General features: G+C 46.1%; 21 protein-coding genes and 3 tRNA genes. 9 read left to right on the top strand and 15 right to left on the bottom strand.

The features are described 5' to 3' along the window. The 5 genes from A3IE_RS0112335 to A3IE_RS22870 form a co-directional block, all read left to right on the top strand. Nucleotides 1-242 (top strand): IS1 family transposase (locus A3IE_RS0112335; RefSeq protein ID WP_020395930.1); only part of this gene is annotated, 242 nt, incomplete at its 5' end. After that, nucleotides 184-984, top strand: a complete 801-nt coding sequence (locus A3IE_RS20600) for a tyrosine-type recombinase/integrase (protein ID WP_083900638.1) — start codon at nt 184-186, stop codon at nt 982-984. The genes A3IE_RS0112335 and A3IE_RS20600, both read left to right, overlap by 59 nt. A 155-nt stretch (nt 985-1,139) precedes the next feature. Further along, a complete protein-coding gene (gene rhuM / locus A3IE_RS0112345; protein ID WP_020395932.1) occupies nt 1,140-2,237 on the top strand; it encodes a RhuM family protein in 1,098 nt (365 codons plus the stop codon). Between the two features lie 460 nt (nt 2,238-2,697). Then, complete coding sequence (locus tag A3IE_RS22115; RefSeq protein ID WP_020395933.1) at nt 2,698-3,501, top strand: BRO-N domain-containing protein; 804 nt, start codon at nt 2,698-2,700, stop codon at nt 3,499-3,501. Continuing rightward, entirely contained in the window at nt 3,498-3,713 is a 216-nt protein-coding gene (locus tag A3IE_RS22870) for a helix-turn-helix domain-containing protein (protein WP_020395934.1), read from the top strand. Before A3IE_RS22115 ends, A3IE_RS22870 begins: the two co-directional genes overlap by 4 nt. 121 nt (nt 3,714-3,834) lie before the next feature. Here A3IE_RS22870 and A3IE_RS0112360 read toward each other — a convergent pair. From A3IE_RS0112360 to A3IE_RS0112430, 15 genes are all read right to left on the bottom strand, one after another. Beyond that, nucleotides 3,835-3,911 (bottom strand) — tRNA-Val (locus A3IE_RS0112360). Nucleotides 3,912-3,983: 72 nt separating this feature from the next. Next, entirely contained in the window at nt 3,984-4,913 is a 930-nt protein-coding gene (locus A3IE_RS22120) for a lytic transglycosylase domain-containing protein (protein ID WP_020395935.1), read from the bottom strand. A 123-nt stretch (nt 4,914-5,036) separates the two neighbouring features. Then, the gene (tsaB, locus tag A3IE_RS0112370) at nt 5,037-5,738 is read right to left on the bottom strand and encodes a tRNA (adenosine(37)-N6)-threonylcarbamoyltransferase complex dimerization subunit type 1 TsaB (RefSeq protein WP_020395936.1); all 702 of its coding nucleotides are present in this window, start codon (nt 5,736-5,738) and stop codon (nt 5,037-5,039) included. Then, entirely contained in the window at nt 5,735-7,693 is a 1,959-nt protein-coding gene (gene yoaA / locus A3IE_RS0112375; protein ID WP_483855278.1) for a DNA repair helicase YoaA, read from the bottom strand. Before yoaA ends, tsaB begins: the two co-directional genes overlap by 4 nt. Before the next feature lie 9 nt (nt 7,694-7,702). Next, nucleotides 7,703-8,536, bottom strand: coding sequence for a tetratricopeptide repeat protein (locus A3IE_RS22125; RefSeq protein WP_020395938.1), 834 nt, complete (start codon nt 8,534-8,536; stop codon nt 7,703-7,705). A 14-nt stretch (nt 8,537-8,550) separates the two neighbouring features. Further along, a complete protein-coding gene (gene mrcB / locus A3IE_RS0112385) occupies nt 8,551-10,914 on the bottom strand; it encodes a penicillin-binding protein 1B (protein ID WP_020395939.1) in 2,364 nt (787 codons plus the stop codon). A 648-nt stretch (nt 10,915-11,562) separates the two neighbouring features. Next, nucleotides 11,563-11,639: transfer RNA gene (locus A3IE_RS0112390), tRNA-Met, on the bottom strand. Between the two features lie 76 nt (nt 11,640-11,715). Next, a complete protein-coding gene (ychF, locus tag A3IE_RS0112395; RefSeq protein WP_020395940.1) occupies nt 11,716-12,807 on the bottom strand; it encodes a redox-regulated ATPase YchF in 1,092 nt (363 codons plus the stop codon). 12 nt (nt 12,808-12,819) lie between these two features. Then, nucleotides 12,820-13,398, bottom strand: a complete 579-nt coding sequence (pth, locus tag A3IE_RS0112400; RefSeq protein WP_020395941.1) for an aminoacyl-tRNA hydrolase — start codon at nt 13,396-13,398, stop codon at nt 12,820-12,822. Between the two features lie 13 nt (nt 13,399-13,411). Next, the gene (locus A3IE_RS0112405) at nt 13,412-13,984 is read right to left on the bottom strand and encodes a 50S ribosomal protein L25/general stress protein Ctc (RefSeq protein ID WP_020395942.1); all 573 of its coding nucleotides are present in this window, start codon (nt 13,982-13,984) and stop codon (nt 13,412-13,414) included. A 104-nt stretch (nt 13,985-14,088) separates the two neighbouring features. Then, entirely contained in the window at nt 14,089-15,045 is a 957-nt protein-coding gene (locus A3IE_RS0112410) for a ribose-phosphate pyrophosphokinase (RefSeq protein ID WP_020395943.1), read from the bottom strand. Nucleotides 15,046-15,075: 30 nt separating this feature from the next. Next, nucleotides 15,076-15,151, bottom strand: a tRNA-Gln gene (locus tag A3IE_RS0112415). A 16-nt stretch (nt 15,152-15,167) separates the two neighbouring features. After that, a complete protein-coding gene (gene ispE, locus A3IE_RS0112420; RefSeq protein ID WP_020395944.1) occupies nt 15,168-16,028 on the bottom strand; it encodes a 4-(cytidine 5'-diphospho)-2-C-methyl-D-erythritol kinase in 861 nt (286 codons plus the stop codon). Beyond that, nucleotides 16,010-16,657: a lipoprotein insertase outer membrane protein LolB gene (lolB, locus tag A3IE_RS22130; RefSeq protein ID WP_020395945.1), complete on the bottom strand. Its 648-nt coding sequence runs from the start codon at nt 16,655-16,657 to the stop codon at nt 16,010-16,012. The genes ispE and lolB overlap by 19 nt, the downstream gene beginning before the upstream one ends. A 35-nt stretch (nt 16,658-16,692) precedes the next feature. Beyond that, a complete protein-coding gene (locus tag A3IE_RS0112430) occupies nt 16,693-18,516 on the bottom strand; it encodes a tetratricopeptide repeat protein (protein WP_020395946.1) in 1,824 nt (607 codons plus the stop codon). A gap of 158 nt (nt 18,517-18,674) precedes the next feature. Here A3IE_RS0112430 and hemA point away from each other — a divergent pair, with 158 nt between their 5' ends. From hemA to A3IE_RS0112450, 4 genes are read left to right on the top strand one after another with little or no spacing between them, the layout of a single operon-like run. Further along, a complete protein-coding gene (hemA, locus tag A3IE_RS0112435) occupies nt 18,675-19,925 on the top strand; it encodes a glutamyl-tRNA reductase (RefSeq protein WP_020395947.1) in 1,251 nt (416 codons plus the stop codon). Nucleotides 19,926-19,929: 4 nt separating this feature from the next. After that, entirely contained in the window at nt 19,930-21,009 is a 1,080-nt protein-coding gene (gene prfA / locus A3IE_RS0112440) for a peptide chain release factor 1 (protein WP_020395948.1), read from the top strand. 3 nt (nt 21,010-21,012) lie between these two features. Further along, on the top strand, nt 21,013-21,864 hold the full coding sequence (gene prmC, locus A3IE_RS0112445) for a peptide chain release factor N(5)-glutamine methyltransferase (RefSeq protein WP_020395949.1): 852 nt from the start codon (nt 21,013-21,015) through the stop codon (nt 21,862-21,864). A gap of 3 nt (nt 21,865-21,867) precedes the next feature. Next, complete coding sequence (locus A3IE_RS0112450) at nt 21,868-22,716, top strand: 23S rRNA (adenine(2030)-N(6))-methyltransferase RlmJ (RefSeq protein ID WP_020395950.1); 849 nt, start codon at nt 21,868-21,870, stop codon at nt 22,714-22,716. Nucleotides 22,717-22,754: the final 38 nt, after the last annotated feature.

Below are 22,754 nucleotides of genomic sequence, written 5' to 3' on the forward strand. Positions count from 1 at the left end.
CTTTCAAACTGGCATTGTATTGCACGGATGATTGGGGCGCTTATGAGCGTTTATTGCCTGAAGATAAGCATTTAATCACTAAGCGCTACACACAAAGCATTGAACGGCAAAACCTGAATTTGAGGATTTGGATTAAACGTCTAGCACGCAAGACGATCTGTTTTTCTAAGTCTATCGAGATTCATGACAAAGTCATTGGAACCTGTATCGAAAGACGCTTCTTCAACTCCTTTAAATCATGACCAACACCCGTATATCAAACACCGCCAGTTTTTAAATGATCTATTCAAATTCGCCATTCAACGCGGATTTATCAACCACAATCCGGTGGAAAATACTGAAGTTAAACGCGAGCCGAAGCGCAAAAAGCAAAGGCACACCCTAGAAGGGTATTTAAAAATCTACAAAGCCGCGCCGGACTGGCTCAAACGTGCCATGCAAATAGCGTTATTATCGCTGCAACGGCGTGCTGATTTAGTCGGTTTGCATCGTGATAGGATTGATATGCACGAACGCACCATCACTATATTACAAAGCAAAACCAAAAATTATGAAAACCCAGTCTTTATTAAAATAAAAATGGGTGAAGAATTATATGCAGCGGTAAAAGATTGTTTTAATAGCGGGGTGCCATGCCCGTATTTAATCCATTACCGCCCCAAACGCATGACCACCGAACAGCGCAAAGCCAAATTGCATCCCTTTGCTGTCACACTTGATCATTTGAGCAAAAGCTTTTCTGCTATTCGTGACCAATGCGGTGCTTATGACCACCTGCCTAAAGACCACCGCCCCAGCTTGCACGACCTGCGGGCGCTGGGATCCTATCTTTATGAAAAAGCGGGCTACCCACTGGACTACATTCAAGCCCTAGACGGACACGCCACACCAGCCATGACCCAACGTTATATCGACGGCCACGAAGCTAAAAAGCCTGTGATTGTCCACGCCGATTTAAGTCTTCGCGTGATGGAACAGCTCTAGCTTTACAGTGCGGGCTTGCACTTTTGTTGATATGCTTAATTAATGCTCATTTCACGAAAGCAATAAAAAATGAATAAAACCGACTTTGCGAAGATATTAAGAGAACTAAATGAGCTTGGAATTAATGATTAACAGATTAAAGCAGGGAATAAGCAATGAGTGACAGTCTCAACCAACAAGCCTTATTGACCTATCAGGATGGCGGTTCAAAAAATATAGAGATTATAGTATCAAATGAGTCTGTATGGATAACGCAGAAAAATCTTGCGGAAATTTTTGGCGTTAATGTACCCGCCATATCAAAACACATCAGCAATATTTTTGAGGAGGGCGAGTTAGATGAAAATTCAGTTGTTTCCATTTTGGAAATAACTGCCTCCGATGGAAAGAAATACAAAACGGCTCACTACCATCTTGATGCCATCATTTCAGTGGGCTATCGAGTCAACTCGCAAAAGGCAACAAAGTTTCGTATTTGGGCTACGCAAGTATTAAGGCAATACATCACTGATGGCTTTGTCATTGATGAAAAACGTTTGCGAGATGACCCTGAAAAACTTAATAAGTTAGCTGCAAAAATACGCGAGCTTAGAGCTAATGAGAAAAATGTTTATGCGTCAGTTCGAGAATGCTTCAAAATTTCAGCTTCAGATTATGATCCGTCCTCTCCAGAAGTTAAGACGTTCTATGCGCTACTACAAGATAAATTTCATCATGCTGTTACCAAAATGACAGCTTCTAAACTTATTCTTGAGCGCGCTGATCATGCAGATCAAAATATGGGGGTGCAATCAGTTGAGGGCTTTTTGCCAACTTTAAAAGAAGCTCAAACCGGTAAAAACTACCTTACCGAAAGCGAGCTATATCGCCTCCATCTGCTTTCTGAGCAATTTCTACTATATGCCGAATCTACGGCTCTTCGCGGAGAGCGAATGACCATGAGGCAGTTGCATCAGCAGCTAGATAAATTACTAATACTAAATGGTTATCCTGTCTTTGATGGCTATAAAGACTTTCTTAAAGACTCAGCTATGCAACACGCTGAAAAAGAGTTCGAGCTTTATCTTGAGTTAGAAAAGTTAAAATTACTGGGCGTAGAAGTTGACCTTCAAGCTTTTTATGATGGTGAATATGATATATACAAAGACCAAACCGAGAAAATGACGGTAAAAACCATGAGCAAGATGATAGAGATTAGAAAGCATTCTAACTCAGAAAAGCCAAAAGAACTACCGTATAACCCTTGGGCATAAAGTTCAGGAAGAAAAACACTTCTATCTTATTGATTTTTCTAAAAAGAACGAATCTCGTACTTTTGAAATAGACATCCCACCAAGAGGCTTAACGGTCATTACCAAAGAGGCCGTAAAGCCCCTGGTTTTAGGCTGGAGATAGAAGACTAGCACAACGTCCGGCGGTTCGATCCCACCACTTGACACGCCAGTATAAAAGCTATACTTTTACCAAATGCAGCAAAAAACTGCATCGGGATTAGGAACCCCGTCGTGAACTGAACGCACAAACCGCGTTAAGCGGTTTTTTTGTGCCTGCGGTATACTTGCGGGTGCAAAAGTCCTCTATGTGGGACTGTGCGGGGCAGCCGTCAGGCTGGCCGGTATTCAGTTCCCGGTAGTTCCTAACCCTGTACAGCTCCCGCACCTCTGCTTAGGAACCAGACTGCGGGTAGTCCAACACTGAACTGGAACTACCATTATGCAAAACGTCACTATTACTATTAGTACCGACCAATCCACTAAAACAACCCCAACTATTTCTAATACCTTCTGCTTTGGTGAAAGCAGCATCCGTATCATTACCATCGATAATGAACCTTGGTTTGCTGTTGCTGATATTTGCGACGTGCTCGGCTATACCAACAGCCGAAAAGCCCTTGCGGATCATTGCCGTACCCCCGGTGTAACGAAACGTGACATGGGGGTCATCACCGGCTACAAAACTGACGGAACGCCAGCGATTCAGCAGGTTTCAACTACCTTCATCAACGAAGGCAACCTTTACCGCCTCATCATCAAAAGCCGCAAACCCGAAGCGGAAAAGTTTGAAAGCTGGGTTTGTGATGAAGTCCTACCCAGCATTCGCAAGACGGGCGGCTATCTTGCTCCGCTACCTGAAGTAAAAACTATTAGCGCTGCCCAATACATTGCCCTACGCAATCGTATCGACTTCTTTGTAGGACGCATCGGCGCATCAGGTTCAGCCGTCTTTGAATTGCAAAACACCTTACGTTTCCATTTTGACATTGAAAATATCGCCAATATCCCTGAAGAGCGTTACCAAGAAGCCGTGGATTTAGTGGACACTTGGGAAAAACGAACCTTTAATGAATTTATGCCCCTGCTGAAAGAGCTGCAAACAGAATGGATTCATCACCACTTATGCCGCGCCGCACCTTTTACTGCCTACCTAAAGAAAACATGGAAGAAAAAGTTCAAGGCTTTACTCCCTCGCCCGCTCAATTGGAAACAAATCGCCAGCCAACTGGAGATTGCACCATGACCAACTTCGAACAACAAGCCTACCAAGCGACCCGTGAATTGGTTGAAACCGGCAAGCTCTCTATCTGGGATAGCATCATCCGCCAAGCGGAAATGGGCATGATTAAGGCCGCTTTAGCACTTACCGACGGCAACCAAACTGAAGCGGCTTTACTTTTACAGAAAAACCGCTGCACCTTACGAGCACGCATGGGGCAGCATCAACTGCGGTAGATTGAAGCAGCACAAGGACGTGCCGCTCTCCAGAATACGGAACAAATACGGAACAAATACGGAACAAGCTCAGAAACAAAAAAGCCGACCTAGCGTAAGTACTTGATCGGCTTCAAAATTTTGGTAGGCATAATTGGACTCGAACCAACGACCCCCACCATGTCAAGGTGGTGCTCTAACCAACTGAGCTATATGCCTAGTGTGTGAGGAGGAGAACTATACTGAAACCGTTCAGCTTGTGCAATAGCTTTTACACGCTTTCTCCGCACCTTAGGGCATCGTTTGTTCAGCTTGCGCCAATAAATCTGGCCCACCAGCACGCTTATATAATTGTGGCGCCCGTGCCCGATTGGTCGCGAAACCACCTCGACCTGGTTTACTAGGACGCACAATGGGCTTGGGCGCAGGTGGTGCAACAGTCGCTACTCTTTCCGCTACTTGAAAAGGCGAACGGAATGAGGCTTGTACGCGCTGAGGCTGAACGGCTAGGTTCGGACGATAAGAAGCTTTTTGTAAAACCGCTTGGTTTGGACTTGGATTGGCAGATTGCAATAAAGCTCGCACCGCATTGGCTAGCAATTCCGCATTATCGTTTTCACTCGAGTTGCTCTCTGCTAACGCTGGTAACTCCACGGCTTCGCTGCCCTTTTTGCCCGAAAGCTTTTCATAAACTGCCATCACATTGCGCACGTAATGCTTGGTTTCCGTGTAAGGTGGCACACCATCATATTGATCTACCCTCCCCTCACCCGCATTATAAGCAGCTAACACTTTGGTCAAGTCCCCCTTATAACGCTTTAATAACCAACTCAGGTAGCGCGTGCCACCTTGAATATTTTCGGTTGTATCAAAGCTATTAGAGACGCCAAAACGTAGCGCGGTATCAGGGATGAGCTGCATCAAACCTTGTGCGCCTTTAGGTGATTCCGCGCTATGGTTATAGCAAGATTCAATTGCAATCACGGCCTTAATCACCGCCTCTTCCACACCATAGCGCTTAGCATATTGCTCAATGGCTTCTTGATAAGGCTCTGCACGCGCATGTAATTTTTTTACAGACCAACGTGCACAAGGATGAGAAAGGGGTAATGGTTCGATGGTTTTTAATAATTCTTTTTCAGTAGTGGCAGGCGAGGCATGAACTAGATTAGCTCCAATGCTAAGCATAAATGCTAAGCCCATGAACTGTTTTATTTGCATATATAATTCCATTGCTAACTTATAATATAAGAGCTGACTAATATTATAAGTGTTTCGTCCTGAATGAAAAATTCATTGGTCGCAGAGTGGGAATATAAAAGATAGACCACAATTACGCTTTAGTCACACCGATAAGCCGGTACGTTCAAGCGTTGTTTGGGCAACTTTATTACGCAAATAAACCGGTTGAGCCAGTTCAGGCGCTAGTGCTGTCGCCAAACCAGCAAAACGCGCTAATTCGGCAATATATTTAGCTTCTGGCAAATAATCGGCCAAAGCGGGAGTAGTGCTTAGATAAGCCGCTAAATGTTCTGCTAAATCATCAGCATACACTGACCAAGCACTTCCAACACCCAGCCATTGCCCGCGATTGGGTAGCGGAACGGAGGTAGGTGCGAGCACTTGCTCAGCATTCTCCAGCTGCATACGACCTGCTTGTAGCGAATATTGCCCCCAATACATCTCGCCCATACGCGCATCCAAACCCACCAACACTTGTGTCACCTTGGTTTCTTGATACGCTTTTTGTGCCAAAGCAGCCAGCGTCGATACGGGCATTAGGGGTTTATGAGCGGCTAAGGCTAATCCTTGAGCAATGCCAGTGGCAATACGCACCCCTGTAAAAGCCCCGGGCCCGCAACCAAAAGCTATGGCATCCAGTTCTGATAACTGAAGGGTTGCTTGCTTGAGCACCGACTCAATCATAGGCAAAATTAAACGCGTATGGGCACGCGGTGTGATTTCAAACGCACTAAAACAAGCTTCATCGGTAAGTACCGCAGCAGAACAAGCATCGCTGGAAGTATCCAAAGCTAATAATTTCATGCGGCACTCTGCTGTTCTGGGCTTTTGGGTGGTATAGGTAGTTCTTGCTTGGCAAAAAAGCGTTCTACTACGGCTAATTTTTGGGTACGTGGCATCGTCGGTAAACTATCTAAAAACGTTTTGCCATAAGAACGATCCCGCAAACGGGTATCGCAGATCATCAATACTCCACGATCCTGCTGATCACGAATGAGACGCCCTACCCCTTGCTTTAAGGTAATGACAGCTTGCGGCAATTGATAATCATTGAAAGGATTTCCGCCTTGCTGTCGTATTGCTTCTAAGCGCGCCTCTAGCACAGGATCATTGGGTGCGGCAAAGGGTAATTTATCAATAATGACACAGGATAACGCTTCACCACGCACATCGACCCCTTCCCAGAAACTAGCAGTACCTAATAACACCGCATTGCCCAAGTCACGAAAACGTTGAATCATCTCACGGGGTGGCGCTTCACCTTGAATTAACAGAGGATAATCCAATTGACCTTCTAATAATTGCGCAGCCTCATTCAACGCACGATAACTGGTAAACAGGATAAAAGTACGCCCGCCACAGGCACGAATTACTGGCAAAGCGGCATCAATCATATGCGCCACAAAATCTGGCCGTTGTGGTTCTGGTAAGCCCGCTGGCAGATATAACAAGGCCTGATGCCAATAATCAAAAGGACTATCAAGCTTTAGCGTGCGCGCTTCGTTTAACCCTAGTCGGCTCGTAAAATGTTCAAAGGACTCCCCCACTGCTAAGGTGGCGGACGTCATCACCCAACGGCAAGGCAAGGCGTCCATACAGCGGCGCAAGGGTGAGGTAATATCCAAAGGGGTAGCCGTAATGGCAAAACCCCGTGTAAAGGTTTCGAACCATTGCACTTTATCCGCTTGCGGCTGCTGTAAATCGCTGAGACGCTGTTGAAAATCGCTCAAACGCTGATAAGCTAAAGCAAGCCCTTTACTACGCTCCAGGGTCGCTTCCAGCATAAGCGCCAACTTACTCAGGCACTGCTCCAAGACTTGCATTTGCTCCGTCACGCCTGCCCGATCACGTAATTGACTCCACGGCGCTTTCTGTCCGGGCGCCTCCATCGCCAACCGTAAATCAGCGATTGCCTTTTCTAAAGCCGGTAATTCGTCGCGTACTTGCACTAAATCACTAGCATTTTCCAAGACCTCATTACGTAGATCACGTGACCAGTCTAATAATTGACGACTACTTAATGATTCACTAAAAAAACTTGAAGCAATATCAGGGAGTTGATGAGCCTCATCTAAAATCACCAAGTCCACTTGCGGTAATAACTCACCCAAACCATCCTCTTTTAAGGCCATATCCGCAAAAAATAGATGATGGTTCACGACGACGACATCAGCCTCTTGGGCTTGGCGACGCGCCTTCACTACAAAACAGTCTTGATAAAATTCGCAATCCGTCCCTTGACAATTTTCGAGGGTCGAAGTCACTTTCGGCCATACTTCCGCATCGCGTGGAATCGCGGTCATTTCAGCAATATCGCCTTCTTGGGTGACCCGCGCCCAATCAGCAATACGCCGTAACCACACAATTTCCTTACGATCACCAAAACGCCCTTCGGACTCAGCCAAGGCTAAACGCAATAAGCAAAGATAATTAGCACGTCCCTTCAGTAAGGCGCGGCTCGGGTTATAACTTAATGCCTTACTTACTAAGGGTAAATCCTTGAAAAATAATTGGTCTTGGAGGGTTTTACTACCGGTAGAAATGATCACACGACAACCCGAGACAAAGGCGGGCACCAAGTAAGCAAAGGTTTTGCCTACTCCCGTTCCTGCCTCAACCACTAGCACACCGTTGTCTTGTAATAGCTCACGAATGGCTTGCGCCATGGCTTGCTGTTGAGGACGCGCTTGAAAACCGGACACATGCTTAGCAAATGCCCCTGTTTCACTTAACCAATCAGGTGATGGCGTGTCCAGAATGCATCTATCCTAAGGTAAGAAACGTTGACTACGCTGACGCACACTCGGATCATCTGGCGCTAAGGTCAGCGCTTTTTCAGCCATGGACGCTGCTTGACGCTTATCGCCTTGCTGTTGATGCACTTCGGCGAGGCGCAACCATAAATTCGCATCATCGGGGGTAATGCGTAAGGCTCGCTCTAAAGTGGAAGCGGCACGTCCAGTATTACCCGCTGCCAATTCATTATTCGCTTGGCGCATTAAAACAGCTACTGCTGGATTACTAGAGCCAAAACTAGAACTTGAAATACTAGGGGTCGAGCTAGCGCTAATGGTGGTACTAGTGCTAGTACTGGTCGACTTACTTACTGCGTCACCAGAGCTAGGCCGTTGGAGTGGCGTCACCGAAGTGGTGACTGTGCCGTTATTATCGGTGCTAGCATTGTTAGTGCCTGCATCCTTCTTAATATCTAAGACTTCAACCTGTACCTTACCTTCATCCCAAAAAGGCTTCGTTTCAGCCTTGGGTGTTTTAGCTGTTTTTGAGTTAGGATCTGGATAGGGTGCGGTCATCCATGAGGGCTGAGCACGTTTCGTGGTATCAGCACGCTGTTCTGGCGGCGGCATCGTTTGCTGCTGGCGTGGTGCTTGATACGGGGCTTGTTGTTGCTGTTGCGAGGGACGCGGCAGAGGTTGCGCATCCATAATAATCGGTGGTTGATTATAATGCGGTAAGGCTTGCGGCTGTGGCTGGCCATATTGCGGCTCATAAACCGGCTCAGGTGTCATAGGCGCACAAGCAGCCAAACCCAAGGTAAGCATACTCAATAAAGTGTAAGGCAACGATTTTACTGTTATTTTCATAGTGTTCTCTCCAATTAGCGCATCAAGTCTTCCACCCAATTCCCAGCGCGGCCTTGAGCGGCTGGTCGAGCGGGAGCAGGAGCTGGACTTCCTTGAGCAGGGGCTTCTTCGGGTGAAGTGGTTGGCGCGACAGGCGCAGCACAATAGCTCACTTTCTTTGGCTGAGTACCCCGAATAAACGGCATCTTCACTGCTTTACCACAGGCCGGATTAAACAATAATCCTGTAGACTCATCCACATCGACCCAAACTAAGCGTGACGATCCACCCACTTTCATCGGTTTAGAGTTTAACTGACGCATCATATCCGACCACACATAAAGAGCGCCGGTACCACCCGTCATATTAATTGGTTTATTATCATCACGCCCAACCCACACAGTCATCACATGCTCACCTGAAAAACCAGCAAACCAGCTATCTTTTTTATCATTGGTGGTGCCCGTTTTGCCCGCAACTTTTTTCCAACTGGGCAAGGTGCCACTCAGCATTTTAGCAGTGCCTGAAACCGTGACCTGATGCAGGCCATAGTCCAATACATCCACCGATTCGGGTTTAGCCACTTGTTTAACCGTCAAAGGATAGCGCGTTAGGATACGACCTTGTCGCCCTTCCATGACTTGACGAATCGCTTTCAAAGGCGAGTAAGAGCCGCCTGCTGCCATGGTCTGATACATTTGCTGCACATTCATGGGCGTCATTTCCAAAGCCCCTAGCAAAATCGAAGGAAACGCGGGGATTTGCTTATTAATACCTAAATCACCCAGCATCTTGATGACTTTATCTAAACCAACATCAACACCAATTCGCACCGCAGGCGTGTTACGCGATAAGGCCAAGGCTTGCATAACCGTGACGGTACCCATATCGCGCTGATCATAATTGCCCGGCTCCCAGTATTTATTACGCCCAATTTTCACTACGACAGGGCCATCACTGACTCGTGCACCCAAAGAGGAATACCGCCCGCCAGACTCAATAGCAGCAAGATAAATAGCAGGCTTCACTAAAGAACCAATTTGACGTTGGGCGGTCAGTGCACGGTTATAGCCCGGATAACGCACATTCAACCCGCCAACGAGGGCAATCACTTCACCCCCTTGCACCGTACTAATAACCATGGCACCGGTTAATTTTCCGCGTGGAATACGATTCGCGCGCTCCAGTTTTTGCACCCGATCAATGACAGTCTGCTCTGCCATTAATTGCACAATCGGATCCATCGCAGTGAAAATCAATAAACCTTCTGTACGCAAATCTTCTTCGCGATAATCGCGCTGCAACTGTTGACGCACTAAATCCAAATAAGCCGGAAAAGGACTAGCACCTGAAGGAGGCTGAGGACTTACGCCTAAAGGCAAAGCACGGAAGGATTCGGCTTGCTGAGGCGTCAGGATTTTTTCCTGCTCCATGACGGTTAACACTACATTGCGACGCTCTAAAGCTTTATCGGCATTACGGCGAGGATTATAAGCACTAGAGCCTTTAGCTAAACCGACTAACAAGGCAATTTGATCGTCTTTGAGATCACGTAATTCACGATTAAAATAAAACTGAGCAGCTAAGCCAAAGCCGTGAATGGCACGATCGCCATCTTGCCCGAGATGAATTTCGTTCAAATAAGCTTCAAGAATTTCCTGCTTTGTAAAATGCAGCTCCAACAAAAATGCCATGAGGGCTTCTTTGAGTTTACGCTGCCAACTCCGCTCATTGGTTAAATAGAAATTTTTAACCAACTGTTGGGTAATCGTACTCCCGCCTTGAACCTTATCACCTGCTTTCAAGTTCGCCACCATGGCACGAATGATCGCCATGGGATTAACCCCTTGATGCTCGTAGAATTTTTTATCCTCTACCGCTAACAAAGCCTTCAATAAATTGGTCGGGACATCACCCATTTGCACAAGAATGCGATCTTCGTTATGCGTCGGATAAAAATTACCAATTAAGACAGGCTCAAGGCGCATAATTGCAACCTCACCGCCATTCGACAGGGCTAAATTAGAAACTTTGCCGCCACTGATACTTAGCTTAATACTGCGCGCATCTTCTTTATCTTGGTTAAACTGAAAACCACGCGTAATAATTTCAAAACTTTCTGCTTTGCGTTGATATTGTCCACGCTCAACTGGGCGATCAGTGACTGGCAGATAACTTAATAATTTTAATTCCTGCTCTAAATGATTGGCCTCTAGCTGCTGACCTTGAAATAACTCAAGTGGCCGTGCAAATACGCGTGCGGGTAGAGCCCAACGTTTGCTTTTGAACTGTGCTTGAACTTGCTCGTCAAGCTGCATGGCATAAACCGTGCCTGCCAATACGCCTAACACCAAGCCCACAATGAGTAAAATGCGGAATACCCGACCAAAGACTGCCATAGAAAACCAGATTCCTTTCACTATGCGTAGCCACCATGCATCTTGACTCCCACGGGCAGTTGCTTGTGGAATCTGCCTAAAATCCTGATTCAACGTTATTATCCTGCCGCTTATAGATGCCTATTTTTTGCGAATAAATCGTGACATACCTTAAAAAATTAACAGCTTAGCAGTCCATTGTTCTTAGGATTACCTCGCCGCAAGGCGTGATTTTACACGAACCGCTCAGTTTAAACAGTATACCTGATTTGAAGGCTATTATATTTAACGACTCAACCCAACATCTTTGCCATTTAGCCCCCAAAAACAACCACCTATCTAAGCGTCTATTATATTCAAACGTCAGTCGGCTTACTCTTGCGATGAGTAGACTAGGATGCAGCATCGCAACAATAAACGGGGTTCAGCACTGCATCTTTAGTCCTCTATTTATACCCAGTTTGGCCTCGCACTTTTAAAACTATCCAACACAAACAGTAACTGGTTTTCTGACCTACCCCGCACGGATTTAGCCTAGTTGTTTTTATACCACAAATTCATTATAGCCCTAAGCAGACTTCCAGAAGTGACAAAAATGTGAAGAAAAAAAGAATTTTTAGTGCAGAAAAAAGAAAGCCCCAACCAAATAGTGAGTTGAGGCCTAGAAAATGGTGGCTATGGTGAGATTCGAACTTACGACCCCAGCATTATGAGTGCTGTGCTCTAACCAACTGAGCTACATAGCCAAGAGGCTGCGAATATTAGACTGCTCCTCGATTGCTGTCAACCTTTACCGTCTATGAATACGATATTTATCAAGCTTTAAACATTAAAGCGGAAGTGGACAACATCGCCTTCCTGCAAAATATAATCTTTACCTTCTAAGCGCCAACGACCTGCATCTTTTGCGCCCTGCTCACCGCGATACTTAATGAAATCCTCATAGGCAATCACTTCCGCACGAATAAACCCACGTTCGAAATCACTATGAATTTTACCAGCGCCATTCGGCGCACTTGCACCACGATTAACCGTCCATGCACGCACTTCTTTAACCCCTGCGGTAAAGAAAGTCTGCAAGCCGAGTAATTGATAACCGGCGCGGATTACGCGATTCAAGCCCGGCTCCGTTAGCCCCATACTTGCTAAGAAATCGGCCTGATCAGGCCCATCTAATTGCGCTAACTCAGCTTCCATCGCTGCACATACCGGCACCACCTGTGCATTTTCTGCTTCCGCAATCTTACGCACCGTGTCTAAGTAAGGATTATTGTCGAAACCATCCTCATTCACATTAGCGATGAATAATAAAGGCTTGATAGTAATCAGGTGAAATTCATGGGCTAGCCGCCGCTCCTCCTCAGACATCGCCAATAAACGCGCGGCCTTACCTTCGGACAGATGCGCATAGAGACGTTCTGCTAGATTTTTAAGCGCTAATTGATCTTTACCACCCGCTTTCGCGGCCTTGGTCACACGCTGTACAGCACGCTCCATAGACTCCAAATCCGCTAAGACTAATTCTGTATTGATGGTATCAATATCATCAGCAGGATCAATTTTACCCGCCACGTGAATAATGTCGGTGTTATCAAAGCAGCGCACTACTTGAGCAATGGCATCCGTTTCGCGGATATGCGCCAAAAATTTATTACCTAAGCCTTCGCCACGGGAGGCACCCGCCACTAAACCGGCAATATCCACGAACTCCATCGTGGTAGGCAGAATGCGCTCTGGCTTTACGATTTCTGACAAAGCCTCTAAGCGTAAATCAGGTACAGGCACAATGCCCACGTTTGGCTCAATGGTACAAAACGGATAATTTTCCGCCTGAATACCTGCTTTCGTGAGTGCATTGAACAGTGTAGATTTTCCGACATTCGGCAAACCAACGATGCCGCATTTGAATCCCATACCTATTACCCTTTATTGCTTGCGATGCAATTCATTCATCGCTTTTGGTAGCTCGCCTTGAACCAATAAGCCGCTGTGATCTGCTGCACGTTCCAGTGCTTGCCTGATCAAAGTCTCATCGGTTTTGGAAGGCTGAGCTAAGACATAATTTGTGACTAAACTTTTATCGCCCGGATGCCCAATACCGATGCGCAAGCGCCAGTAATCAGGACTAAGGTGCGCATGAATATCACGCAAACCATTATGACCGCCATGACCACCGCCTTGTTTTAGGCGTGCATCACCGACTGGCAAATCTAACTCATCATGAGCCACTAAGATTTGGGTAACGGGAATACGATAGAAGTCAGTTAATTGACGCACTGCCAAGCCGCTACGATTCATGAACAGCATAGGCTTTAAGAGCCAAATGGACTCACCTTGAATCTGAATACGACACACTTCGCCGGAGAAACGTTTTTCTGGCGCAAATTGTCCGCCATATTGGCTTGCTAATTCCTCAACAAACCAAAACCCAGCATTGTGCCGGGTTTTGTCGTAATTGCTGCCCGGATTGCCCAAGCCTACGATTAAGCGAATGGGATCAGCCATTACTTGCTATTACTTAGTGAATCGCTGCAATAGCTAAATTGTGATCTTCACCCAAGGCCAACGCCGGTAAAGAAACGCCAGCAGGTAATTTCAGATCCGATAAGTGTACGATTTGGCCTTTTTCTACATTGACCATATCGACTTCAATATATTCTGGAATGTCTTTTGGTAAGCAGCTTACTTCAACTTCGTTAGTAATGCGGCTCACCGTACCACCCTGAGTTTTCACCCCTACCGAATTTTCTTCGTTCAGGAAGTGCAACGGAATATGAACTTGTAACACATGGTCTTCTTGAATACGCAACAAATCAGCGTGCATGATCACAGGACGTGAAGGATGACGTTGCAAATCGCGCAGAATCACGCGCTCTTTACGATCACCAAAGTCCACTGCAATAATTTGCGAATAAAACGCTTCATCTTGCAAATTGCGCAACAATTCATTGTGCTTTAAAGAAATGGATTGTGCCGCTTGACCAGCGCCATAGATAACAGCAGGTACTTTATTGCCCTGACGCAGGCGGCGGCTCGCACCTTTGCCCTGATCGTTGCGGACTTCAGCCTGCAACGTAAATGATTTAGACATAATTAACTCCCATTAAAACAAAAACCACCCGTTCCGCGACCAGAACCGGTGGCACTTTCCGAGCGGCTAGTCGTCTTTTTACAAGCACTGACTAGCGGCCAAATTTAGATTTCTTCGAATAAGGAAGAGACTGAGTCATCGCGATTAATACGCAAAATCGTCTTAGCCAGAATTCCTGCGACCGAAAGCTGGCGGATTCTATCACATTCTAGTGCTTTTGCACTTAATGGGATGGAATCGGTGACCACCACTTCGTCTAACTCAGAATTCATAATATTTTCTACTGCATTACCAGAGAAAACCGCATGGGTGGCGTAAGCGCAAACACTGAGTGCACCTTGCTTTTTGAGGGCTGCCGCAGCATTACACAGGGTACCACCTGTATCAATCAAGTCATCGATGAGTACGCAATGGTGTCCTGCGACCTCACCGATAATATTCATAATTTCGGCCTTATTAGGCTCGGGACGGCGCTTATCAATAATCGCCAATTGCACATTATTACCTAGTGCTTTGGACAAGGCACGCGCCCGTACTACACCACCGACATCCGGTGAAACCACAATAACATTGTCCAAATTCTTAGCTAGCACATCAGCCTGTAGCACACCTTGTGCGTAGATATTATCGACTGGCACATCAAAAAAGCCTTGTACCTGCTCAGAATGCAAATCAATGGTGAGAACACGGTCGATATGCGCGGTAGCTACCATATCAGCCACTAATTTAGCTGAAATAGGCACACGTCTGGAACGCACTCGCCGGTCTTGGCGTGCATAACCATAATAAGGGATAACCGCCGTAATACGCCCAGCTGATGCCCGATATAAAGCATCGGCCATCACCAATAACTCCATAATATTGTCATTGGTTGGCGAACAGGTTGATTGCACAATGAAAACATCTCGACCCCGTACATTTTCGAGAATCTCGATATGTACTTCACCATCACTAAAGCGTTCTGCTTTAATTTTTCCGAGGGGAATTCCGAGGTGATCAACGATTTTACTAGCAAGAGCAGGGGTAGCATTGCCAGTAAACACCATCAGTTCGTCAGACATGAACAACTCGTATGCGCTAGAAATAGAGGATGGCTGGGCCGCTAGGACTCGAACCTAGGGATGCCGGAATCAAAATCCGGTGCCTTACCGACTTGGCGACGGCCCATTAGTAGGATATTTATTTAACTATACTGGTTATTAAGCACTTGATAGAGCGGCGAAATCATTTGACTTTGTGCGACAAATCCAGACCATTGTTGCGGCAGTTGAAGTAACACCTGCTCTGCTTCAAGCTGTGATTCGAAAGCCGCAAATAAACATGCTCCAGAACCAGTTAAGCTTGTTTTCGCAAATTGCGAGAGCCAATTATGGGCTTTAGCAACGGCGGGACAAGCTTCTTTCACTACAGGTTCAAACACATTTGTTGTCTGCCCTGCAAGAAAGGTCGCCATTGTGCTAGCTTGGCAGTTGCGTGTCAAGGCCGGATGTGCAAAAAGTTTTGCAGTCGAAATATGCACATTCGGATGTACCACCACATACCACTGCTGCGGTACACTCACCGCCTGCAAAATCTCGCCAACTCCTTCCGCCCAAGCAGACTGCCCTTTAACAAAAACCGGCACATCCGCCCCCAAACGCAAGCCCAACGCGGCTAATTCATCGATACTAAGGCCACAGTCCCACAGTTTATTTAAGCCTACTAATACGCTTGCTGCATCTGAACTGCCACCGCCCAAGCCACCGCCCATCGGTAAGCGCTTAATGACCTGAATGCTCACCCCTTTTGGGGTCTGAGTGACTTGTTGTAATAATTTTGCAGCGCGTACAACTAAGTCTTGCTCGGCGGGGACGTCTACAATAGTACTGATGCGCTGGATCTCAGCCTGAGGCAAAACCGTTAAAGTAATAGTGTCACTATAATCAAGAAACACGAATAAAGTCTGGAGCAGATGATAACCATCCGCTCGCTGACCGGTAATGTGCAGAAAAAGATTAAGCTTGGCGGGTGCAGGTAAGCTAAGACTTAATAACGGGTCTGCCATTGTTTTGCAACAACCTTAGCCTTAACTTGCTCAGATGCCTTTTCTAGCTGGATTTTCTCTGGCATGGCATCAAAACTATTACCACGATAAGCGGGATAATCAATGACCCAACCAGCCTGCTCCATATGGGTAGGACGGCCATAAGCATCTAGCTGCAAACGGCCTACTGGGCTATTAGGTGCAGGAATACCACGCACCCAATAGCGTAAATTATTAAGCGGAAAATTCAGTTTTAATTGACGGGACAATAAACGCTCAGCATCAGTATCCCGATAAGTCTGTCCATTGGACGCTTTTAAGCTAATGCTGGAATCGCTGCTTGCGTCAATCGCCGCCATTAAAGCCCCCGTCAAAGGATTATTGATTTGCATGGCATATACGCCATTTTGCTGTTGCTGCCAATCAATCGCAAATGGCCAACTTTGCTCGCGAATCTGCAAACCTACCCGCCCCTGTAAACGCCATTGCGCCATACTGGCCACTTGCGTTTGGCGCTTAGCCCATGCCGCTTCAGGACTTAGCCCTGAAGCTTGTGGCATTGAACTGGGAGCAGAACGGCTTTGATTGGATGTACAACCCGCTGCACTCATTACCGCAAGCACACATAAAACCACTAAACCTTGCTTCATGAAACTTAATTCCTTGTTCTCAATGATCCTTGGGCTCAAATCCCTAATAAGCTTAAGCGCTTTTGCACATCATCCAACAACTTATCGTTCGGGTGTTTTACCATCATATCTTTTAAAATTTGCTTAGCCTCAACATCTTTACCATTTTTGCTTAATACTTCAATCAAATGGCTAGCAATTTCAGGGTCTTCCATGGCTTGAAAGGCTTTACGCAACCACGTCTCAGCCGTCGCCAAATCACCTAATTTATAGGCAATCCAACCTTTGCTATCCATAATGGCTGGATTATTCGCACTTAGCTCTAAGGCTTTATCAATTAACTCACCCGCTTCCTGATAACGTGTAGTATTAACGGTCAGCATATAACCCAACGCATTCATAGCATCGGCATCTTTAGGATTATCACTAATTAAACTGCGCAAATCTTTTTCTGCTTGCTCTAAACTACCCATTTTTTCATAGCTTAAAGAGCGCGCATACAATACTTCACTTTTCTTAGCACCGGCCTTTTCAGCTTCACTATAGGTATCAACAGCGGCTTGGTATTGATTGTCGTCGTGCAATAATTGCCCTAAGGCCATCAGCGCCGGGACTTTATCCTCTGCCGTCGAGGCATTTGCTGTTAAATCTTTTAACCAAGCTTGTGCGACTGAAAACCCTTTTTCGCGCTTTAATAAAGTCGCTTTACGCCCAATAGTTTCTTTACTGAACTGTCCATTCAAGGCATCTTCATAAGCCTTTAGCGCTTCATCGTTACGCTTTTGATCCTCATAAATTTGCCCGAGGAAGTAACTGGCCTCCGAACGGCGCAAGGGATTATCTTGCAGCTTTTTCATTAATTCTTCGGCATCTTTATATTGCTTCTTTTCCAGATGCAGCAAACCGAGGGTATACAGTACCTCGGCATTATCTGGCGCAGCTTTATAAACTTCCGAGAATATCGGTAGGGCTTCATCCGAGCGATCTAAGACCAATAAAAGACGGGCATATTCAAAACGAATCTGCTGATCCTTGGTAGCTTCAGCCACAGGTTTTAGGGTAGTCGCTGCTTGATCTAATTGTTTCAAACCAATATAAGCTTTGGATTTTAAGCGAATGGCTTGCTCTTTTTGTAAGGCGTCGCCATTGGCATAGATATTGTCCGAAGCTTTTAATACATCCTCATAACGATCTGCACTGAGTGCAAAATTGGCAACCGCCAGCCATGATTTAGGAGCACCATCAATAGTGCTGGCATAACGCTTAAATAGCTCTAAAGTATGCTCAGCATTCACCTCTAAGGCCAAGAGCGAGACCAAAAACTCGAAACCATGGCCTTCTTTCTTTTCGATTTGATCACGTACCCAGACCATATCTTTTAAGGCTTGCTCATAATTGCCTTGGCGTGCATTGAGCAGAATACGGTATTCGCGCACTTCGAGCGAATCGGTCTCAAGAGTTGTCCAACGATCCAATATTCCCTTAGATAAGGAAGGATCATTCACTTGCAACGCACTTTGGGCGGCACGCTTGATTAACTCAGAGTTAGAACTACGAGAAGCTGCCAAGACATAGTGCTGCACAGCCTGCTTGGCCTTGCCATCTCGCATCAAAATCTCGCCCATCAAAAAATTATACATTTCAAAACTAGCTTCTGATTGAAAGGGACGAGGCGGTAACAGGGGGCCATTTTCCGGCGTCTTTTTATCCGTAGCAGTTGCTGTAGCGCTGACTTCAGGTGCAGGAACGTCAACTTTTTCGGTCGCGTTGGGGGTTGCTTGTGGCGACTCTGCAAAGCTAGGCGAACTTATCGCAAAGCCAACCATCCCTGTAACTAAGGATAAACGGATAAGGCGATGAAGAAACTGCAAACGCGGCATAAGCAACTCCGGTATCTTAGGACACCCAATTATTAAAAATTTTTACGTATTTGACTTAAGCGGTAGATTCTGAGAATTACCTTGTAATCCTGCATAACGTATCAGAAAATCAATCACTCTGAAAATTAAATGTATGCTTGGTAAAAAACTCGCTCCGAATGTCCATTCTCGTCGTTGGTGTCAACCACAAAACGGCTCCTGTTGCTATTCGTGAACAGGTAGCTTTTTCCCCAGAACGTTTAGCTGATGCTTTACAATCGGCCAAATTGGTTGCGCCTGAGAATCTTATTCTGTCTACCTGCAATCGCACGGAACTGTATGCCGCTTATCAAGGGCATCCACCAACCGAGCAATTAATCGACTGGCTTGCGCATTTCCATCAATTGCCTGCCAAGCAATTAAAACCTTACTTATTTACGTATCACCACGAAGAAGCGGTGCAACACGCCCTGCGTGTCGCTTGTGGCCTCGATTCATTAGTGTTAGGCGAGCCACAAATTTTAGGCCAACTCAAGGACGCCTTACAAAATGCCAGTGAAGCACATGCAACAGGGCTAGAGCTGAATCGTTTAATGCAACATGCATTTTCGACGGCAAAACGTGTGCGCACGCAAACCAGTATAGGCTCAAATCCTGTTTCTGTCGCTTTTGCAGCAGTTAGTTTAGCACGCCAAATTTTCAGTAAATTAGAACAGCAAACCGCCTTATTAGTAGGAGCAGGCGAAACCATTGAATTGGTGGGTCGGCATTTAGCCACCAATGGCATCGGGCAAATTATGATAGCGAATCGTAATGTGGAACGTGCCCAAGCCTTAGCAAAATCGTATAACGGCCTTGGTTTTGGCCTACCACAAATCAGCGAATATCTACCCAAAGCGGATATTGTGATTTCCTCCACCGCCGCCCCCTTACCGATTATCGGAAAAGGCATGGTAGAACGCGCCTTGAAAGTCCGCAAACATCGTCCTATGTTTATGGTTGATATTGCCGTGCCACGCGATATTGAACCAGAAGTCGGCAAGCTGGATGATGTGTATTTATATACCGTAGATGATTTGCGCTCGGTCATTGAGGAAAATCTGCAATCACGCCGTGAAGCGGCCATGCAAGCTGAAGTCATGGTCAACGAAGAAGTTGAGCGCTTTATGGGTTGGCTACGCGCTCAGCAACAAATGAGTGTGATTAAACAATATCGCCAGCATAATGAAGCCATTCGCAACGATGTATTAGCACGTGCACAAAAACTATTACAATCTAAATCACCCGAAGAAGCCTTAGAATTCTTAGCGCATACTCTGACGAATAAATTGACTCATGCGCCTACCCAGATGATGAATCAAGCAGCACATGCAGGCAATGAAGCGTTATTGGCGCAAGCCAAATTATTATTTAACCTAACTGAAGATTAATGCTGTGAAAGCCTCTATTTTACAAAAACTCGAAAATCTAAATGAGCGTTATAGCGAGATTGCAGCACTACTCAGTGAAAGTGATGTAGTAGCCGATCAAGAGCAGTTTCGCAAACTCTCCATTGAATACAGCCAATTAGAGCCGGTTGCCTTGGGGTATCGTGATTACATGAAAATCCAAGCTGACTTAGAAACTGCGCAAGACATGCTCAATGACCCTGAGCTAAAAGAAATGGCTCAGGATGAAATCAATTCCGCCAAAGAACGTATTGCTGAACAAGAAATCGTATTGCAAAAACTGCTACTTCCTAAAGACCCTCACGATGGCAGCAATATTTTCTTGGAAATTCGCGCGGGAACAGGTGGCGATGAGGCAGCTATTTTCGCAGGTGATTTATTCCGCATGTATTCACGTTATGCGGAACAACGCCGTTGGCAGATTGAAGTGGTCAGCACCAGCGATGGCGAGCATGGCGGCTATAAAGAAATTATCGCGCGGATTATTGGCAATAATGTGTATTCCCGTCTGAAATTTGAATCGGGTGCACATCGTGTACAACGCGTGCCAGAAACCGAAGCACAAGGGCGCATTCATACGTCTGCGGCGACTGTTGCCGTCATGCCGGAAGTGGATGAAGTAGAAGCACAAGCCATCAATCCAGCCGATTTAAAAGTGGATACCTATCGAGCCTCGGGCGCGGGGGGACAACACATTAATAAAACGGACTCAGCCATTCGTATTACTCATTTACCAAGCGGCTTAGTGGTCGAATGCCAAGACGAACGTTCCCAGCATAAAAACCGCGCCCGCGCGATGTCCTTATTACAATCTCGCTTATTAGAGCAAGAGCGTCAAAAGCAAGCCAATGAGCAATCTGAAATGCGTCGCAATTTGGTAGGCTCCGGTGATCGCTCTGAGCGTATTCGCACCTACAATTTCCCGCAAGGGCGTATGACTGACCACCGTATTAACCTCACCTTGTATAAATTGGATGCGATTGTAGCGGGCGATTTGGATCAAGTGGTTGAGCCATTAATCAATGAATATCAAGCTGACCAGCTTACTGCTTTGGCGGGCGAATAAACGGTGCAAATACGCCACGCTTTGCAACAAGCGCAAACCCGCTTAACGCAATCCGATTCGGCACGTTTGGATGCAGAAATACTGCTGATGCAGGTGTTAAACAAGCCACGTAGTTATTTATTCACTTGGCCGGAAGTGAGTTTAAATCAAGAACAATACACGGCGTTTGAACGTTTGATTGAACAACGTGCCAAGGGTATGCCTGTGGCCTATTTAATTGGCTATCGCGAATTTTGGGGCATGGCATTAAAGGTTACCGCAGATACCTTAATTCCGCGTCCTGAAACCGAATTATTGGTTGAGTTAGCACTGGCGCTCTTAGCACCGCATCAAGCCTTTAAGGTATTGGATTTAGGGACAGGTACAGGTGCGATTGCCTTAGCCATTGCCAAAGAACGGCCACAAGCGCAAGTGCTTGCCGTGGATTCAAGCCCTGCTGCCTTAGCAGTAGCCCAAGATAATGCTAACCAATTAGGCTTGACGACTATTCAATTTTTACAATCCGATTGGTTTTCAGCCATTCCCAAGCAAGCCTTTGATTTAATAATGTCGAATCCGCCTTATATTCCCGACCAAGACCCACACCTACAACAAGGGGATGTGCGTTTTGAACCCCGTAGCGCCTTGAGTTCTGGCCATGATGGGTTAAACGCGCTGCGCACCATTTGCCGAAATGCTCCACAGTTTTTAGCCCCCCACGCTTGGTTATTACTTGAACATGGTTATGATCAAGGGCGAGCTGTTACTGATTTACTGCGTCACACTGGATTTCAAAAGGTTACTTGTCATAAGGATCTGGCGGGTCAAGATCGCGTCAGTAGCGGCCAATTTATTCCATCACCTGTTGAGGCTTAAGCCATGTTGAGTTATCGCCACGCTTTTCACGCCGGTAATCATGCGGATGTACTCAAACATGCTGCGTTAAGTTTATTAATCGCCAACTTTCGCCAAAAGGATAAACCCTTTATTTATTTAGATACGCATTCAGGGGCGGGCTTATATGCATTACAAGGCGAATGGGCACAAAAAACCGGCGAATATAAGAATGGTATTGAGCGATTATGGCAAAACCAACAGAAATGGCCGGAACTAAAGGATTATTTTCAAGTGCTCGCGACGCATAATCCGAATGGAACTTTACAACATTACACGGGTTCGCCTGAACTAGCACGTAGTTTATTGCGTGAGCAAGACAAAGTCGTGCTGATGGAATTGCATAGTAGTGAAGTCGAAAATCTAAAAAATAATCTCGGTTTTGATAAGCGCGTCACCATTCATCAACGCAATGGCTTAGAAGGCTTAATCGCTCTGCTTCCGCCCACGCCGCGTCGTGGTTTGGTCTTGCTGGATCCTGCTTACGAACAAGTGGATGAATATAAACAAGTACCGGATGCTTTAGAAAAAGCCCTCCATCGCTGGTCGACTGGAACTTATATGGTTTGGTATCCCTTGCTCGCCAAAGGCCGCGATCAATCCATTCCTTTGCTACGGCGCTTGCAGGCTTTAGCTTGTAAGAACTTATTAATCGCTGAGCTGGCCGTGGAATCTCAACAACTCGAATTTGGTATGCATGGTTCAGGTGTAGCCATTATTAATGCACCTTGGCAATTCGATGAGCCCTTAAAAGCCTTATTGCCAAAATTATGTGAAGCATTGAAGGTAAATGACTATGCGACTTGGAAGCTGGAATGGCGAATCAAAGATTAGCTTCTTGAAATAAACAAACAAAAAAACCCCTTGCAGAT

It is taken from the genome of Thiolinea disciformis DSM 14473 (assembly GCF_000371925.1).
Classification (GTDB): Bacteria; Pseudomonadota; Gammaproteobacteria; order Thiotrichales; family Thiotrichaceae; genus Thiolinea; species Thiolinea disciformis.

Excerpts from the sequence above, each read along its gene's own strand:
- A3IE_RS20600 (WP_083900638.1), top strand. The coding sequence starts at position 184 with ATGACAAAGTCATTGGAACCTGTATCGAAAGACGCTTCTTCAACTCCT.
- rhuM (WP_020395932.1), top strand. The coding sequence starts at position 1,140 with ATGAGTGACAGTCTCAACCAACAAGCCTTATTGACCTATCAGGATGGC.
- A3IE_RS22115 (WP_020395933.1), top strand. The coding sequence starts at position 2,698 with ATGCAAAACGTCACTATTACTATTAGTACCGACCAATCCACTAAAACA.
- A3IE_RS22870 (WP_020395934.1), top strand. The coding sequence starts at position 3,498 with ATGACCAACTTCGAACAACAAGCCTACCAAGCGACCCGTGAATTGGTT.
- A3IE_RS22120 (WP_020395935.1), bottom strand. The coding sequence starts at position 4,913 with ATGCAAATAAAACAGTTCATGGGCTTAGCATTTATGCTTAGCATTGGA.
- tsaB (WP_020395936.1), bottom strand. The coding sequence starts at position 5,738 with ATGAAATTATTAGCTTTGGATACTTCCAGCGATGCTTGTTCTGCTGCG.
- A3IE_RS22125 (WP_020395938.1), bottom strand. The coding sequence starts at position 8,536 with ATGAAAATAACAGTAAAATCGTTGCCTTACACTTTATTGAGTATGCTT.
- mrcB (WP_020395939.1), bottom strand. The coding sequence starts at position 10,914 with ATGGCAGTCTTTGGTCGGGTATTCCGCATTTTACTCATTGTGGGCTTG.
- ychF (WP_020395940.1), bottom strand. The coding sequence starts at position 12,807 with ATGGGATTCAAATGCGGCATCGTTGGTTTGCCGAATGTCGGAAAATCT.
- pth (WP_020395941.1), bottom strand. The coding sequence starts at position 13,398 with ATGGCTGATCCCATTCGCTTAATCGTAGGCTTGGGCAATCCGGGCAGC.
- A3IE_RS0112405 (WP_020395942.1), bottom strand. The coding sequence starts at position 13,984 with ATGTCTAAATCATTTACGTTGCAGGCTGAAGTCCGCAACGATCAGGGC.
- A3IE_RS0112410 (WP_020395943.1), bottom strand. The coding sequence starts at position 15,045 with ATGTCTGACGAACTGATGGTGTTTACTGGCAATGCTACCCCTGCTCTT.
- ispE (WP_020395944.1), bottom strand. The coding sequence starts at position 16,028 with ATGGCAGACCCGTTATTAAGTCTTAGCTTACCTGCACCCGCCAAGCTT.
- lolB (WP_020395945.1), bottom strand. The coding sequence starts at position 16,657 with ATGAAGCAAGGTTTAGTGGTTTTATGTGTGCTTGCGGTAATGAGTGCA.
- A3IE_RS0112430 (WP_020395946.1), bottom strand. The coding sequence starts at position 18,516 with ATGCCGCGTTTGCAGTTTCTTCATCGCCTTATCCGTTTATCCTTAGTT.
- hemA (WP_020395947.1), top strand. The coding sequence starts at position 18,675 with ATGTCCATTCTCGTCGTTGGTGTCAACCACAAAACGGCTCCTGTTGCT.
- A3IE_RS0112450 (WP_020395950.1), top strand. The coding sequence starts at position 21,868 with ATGTTGAGTTATCGCCACGCTTTTCACGCCGGTAATCATGCGGATGTA.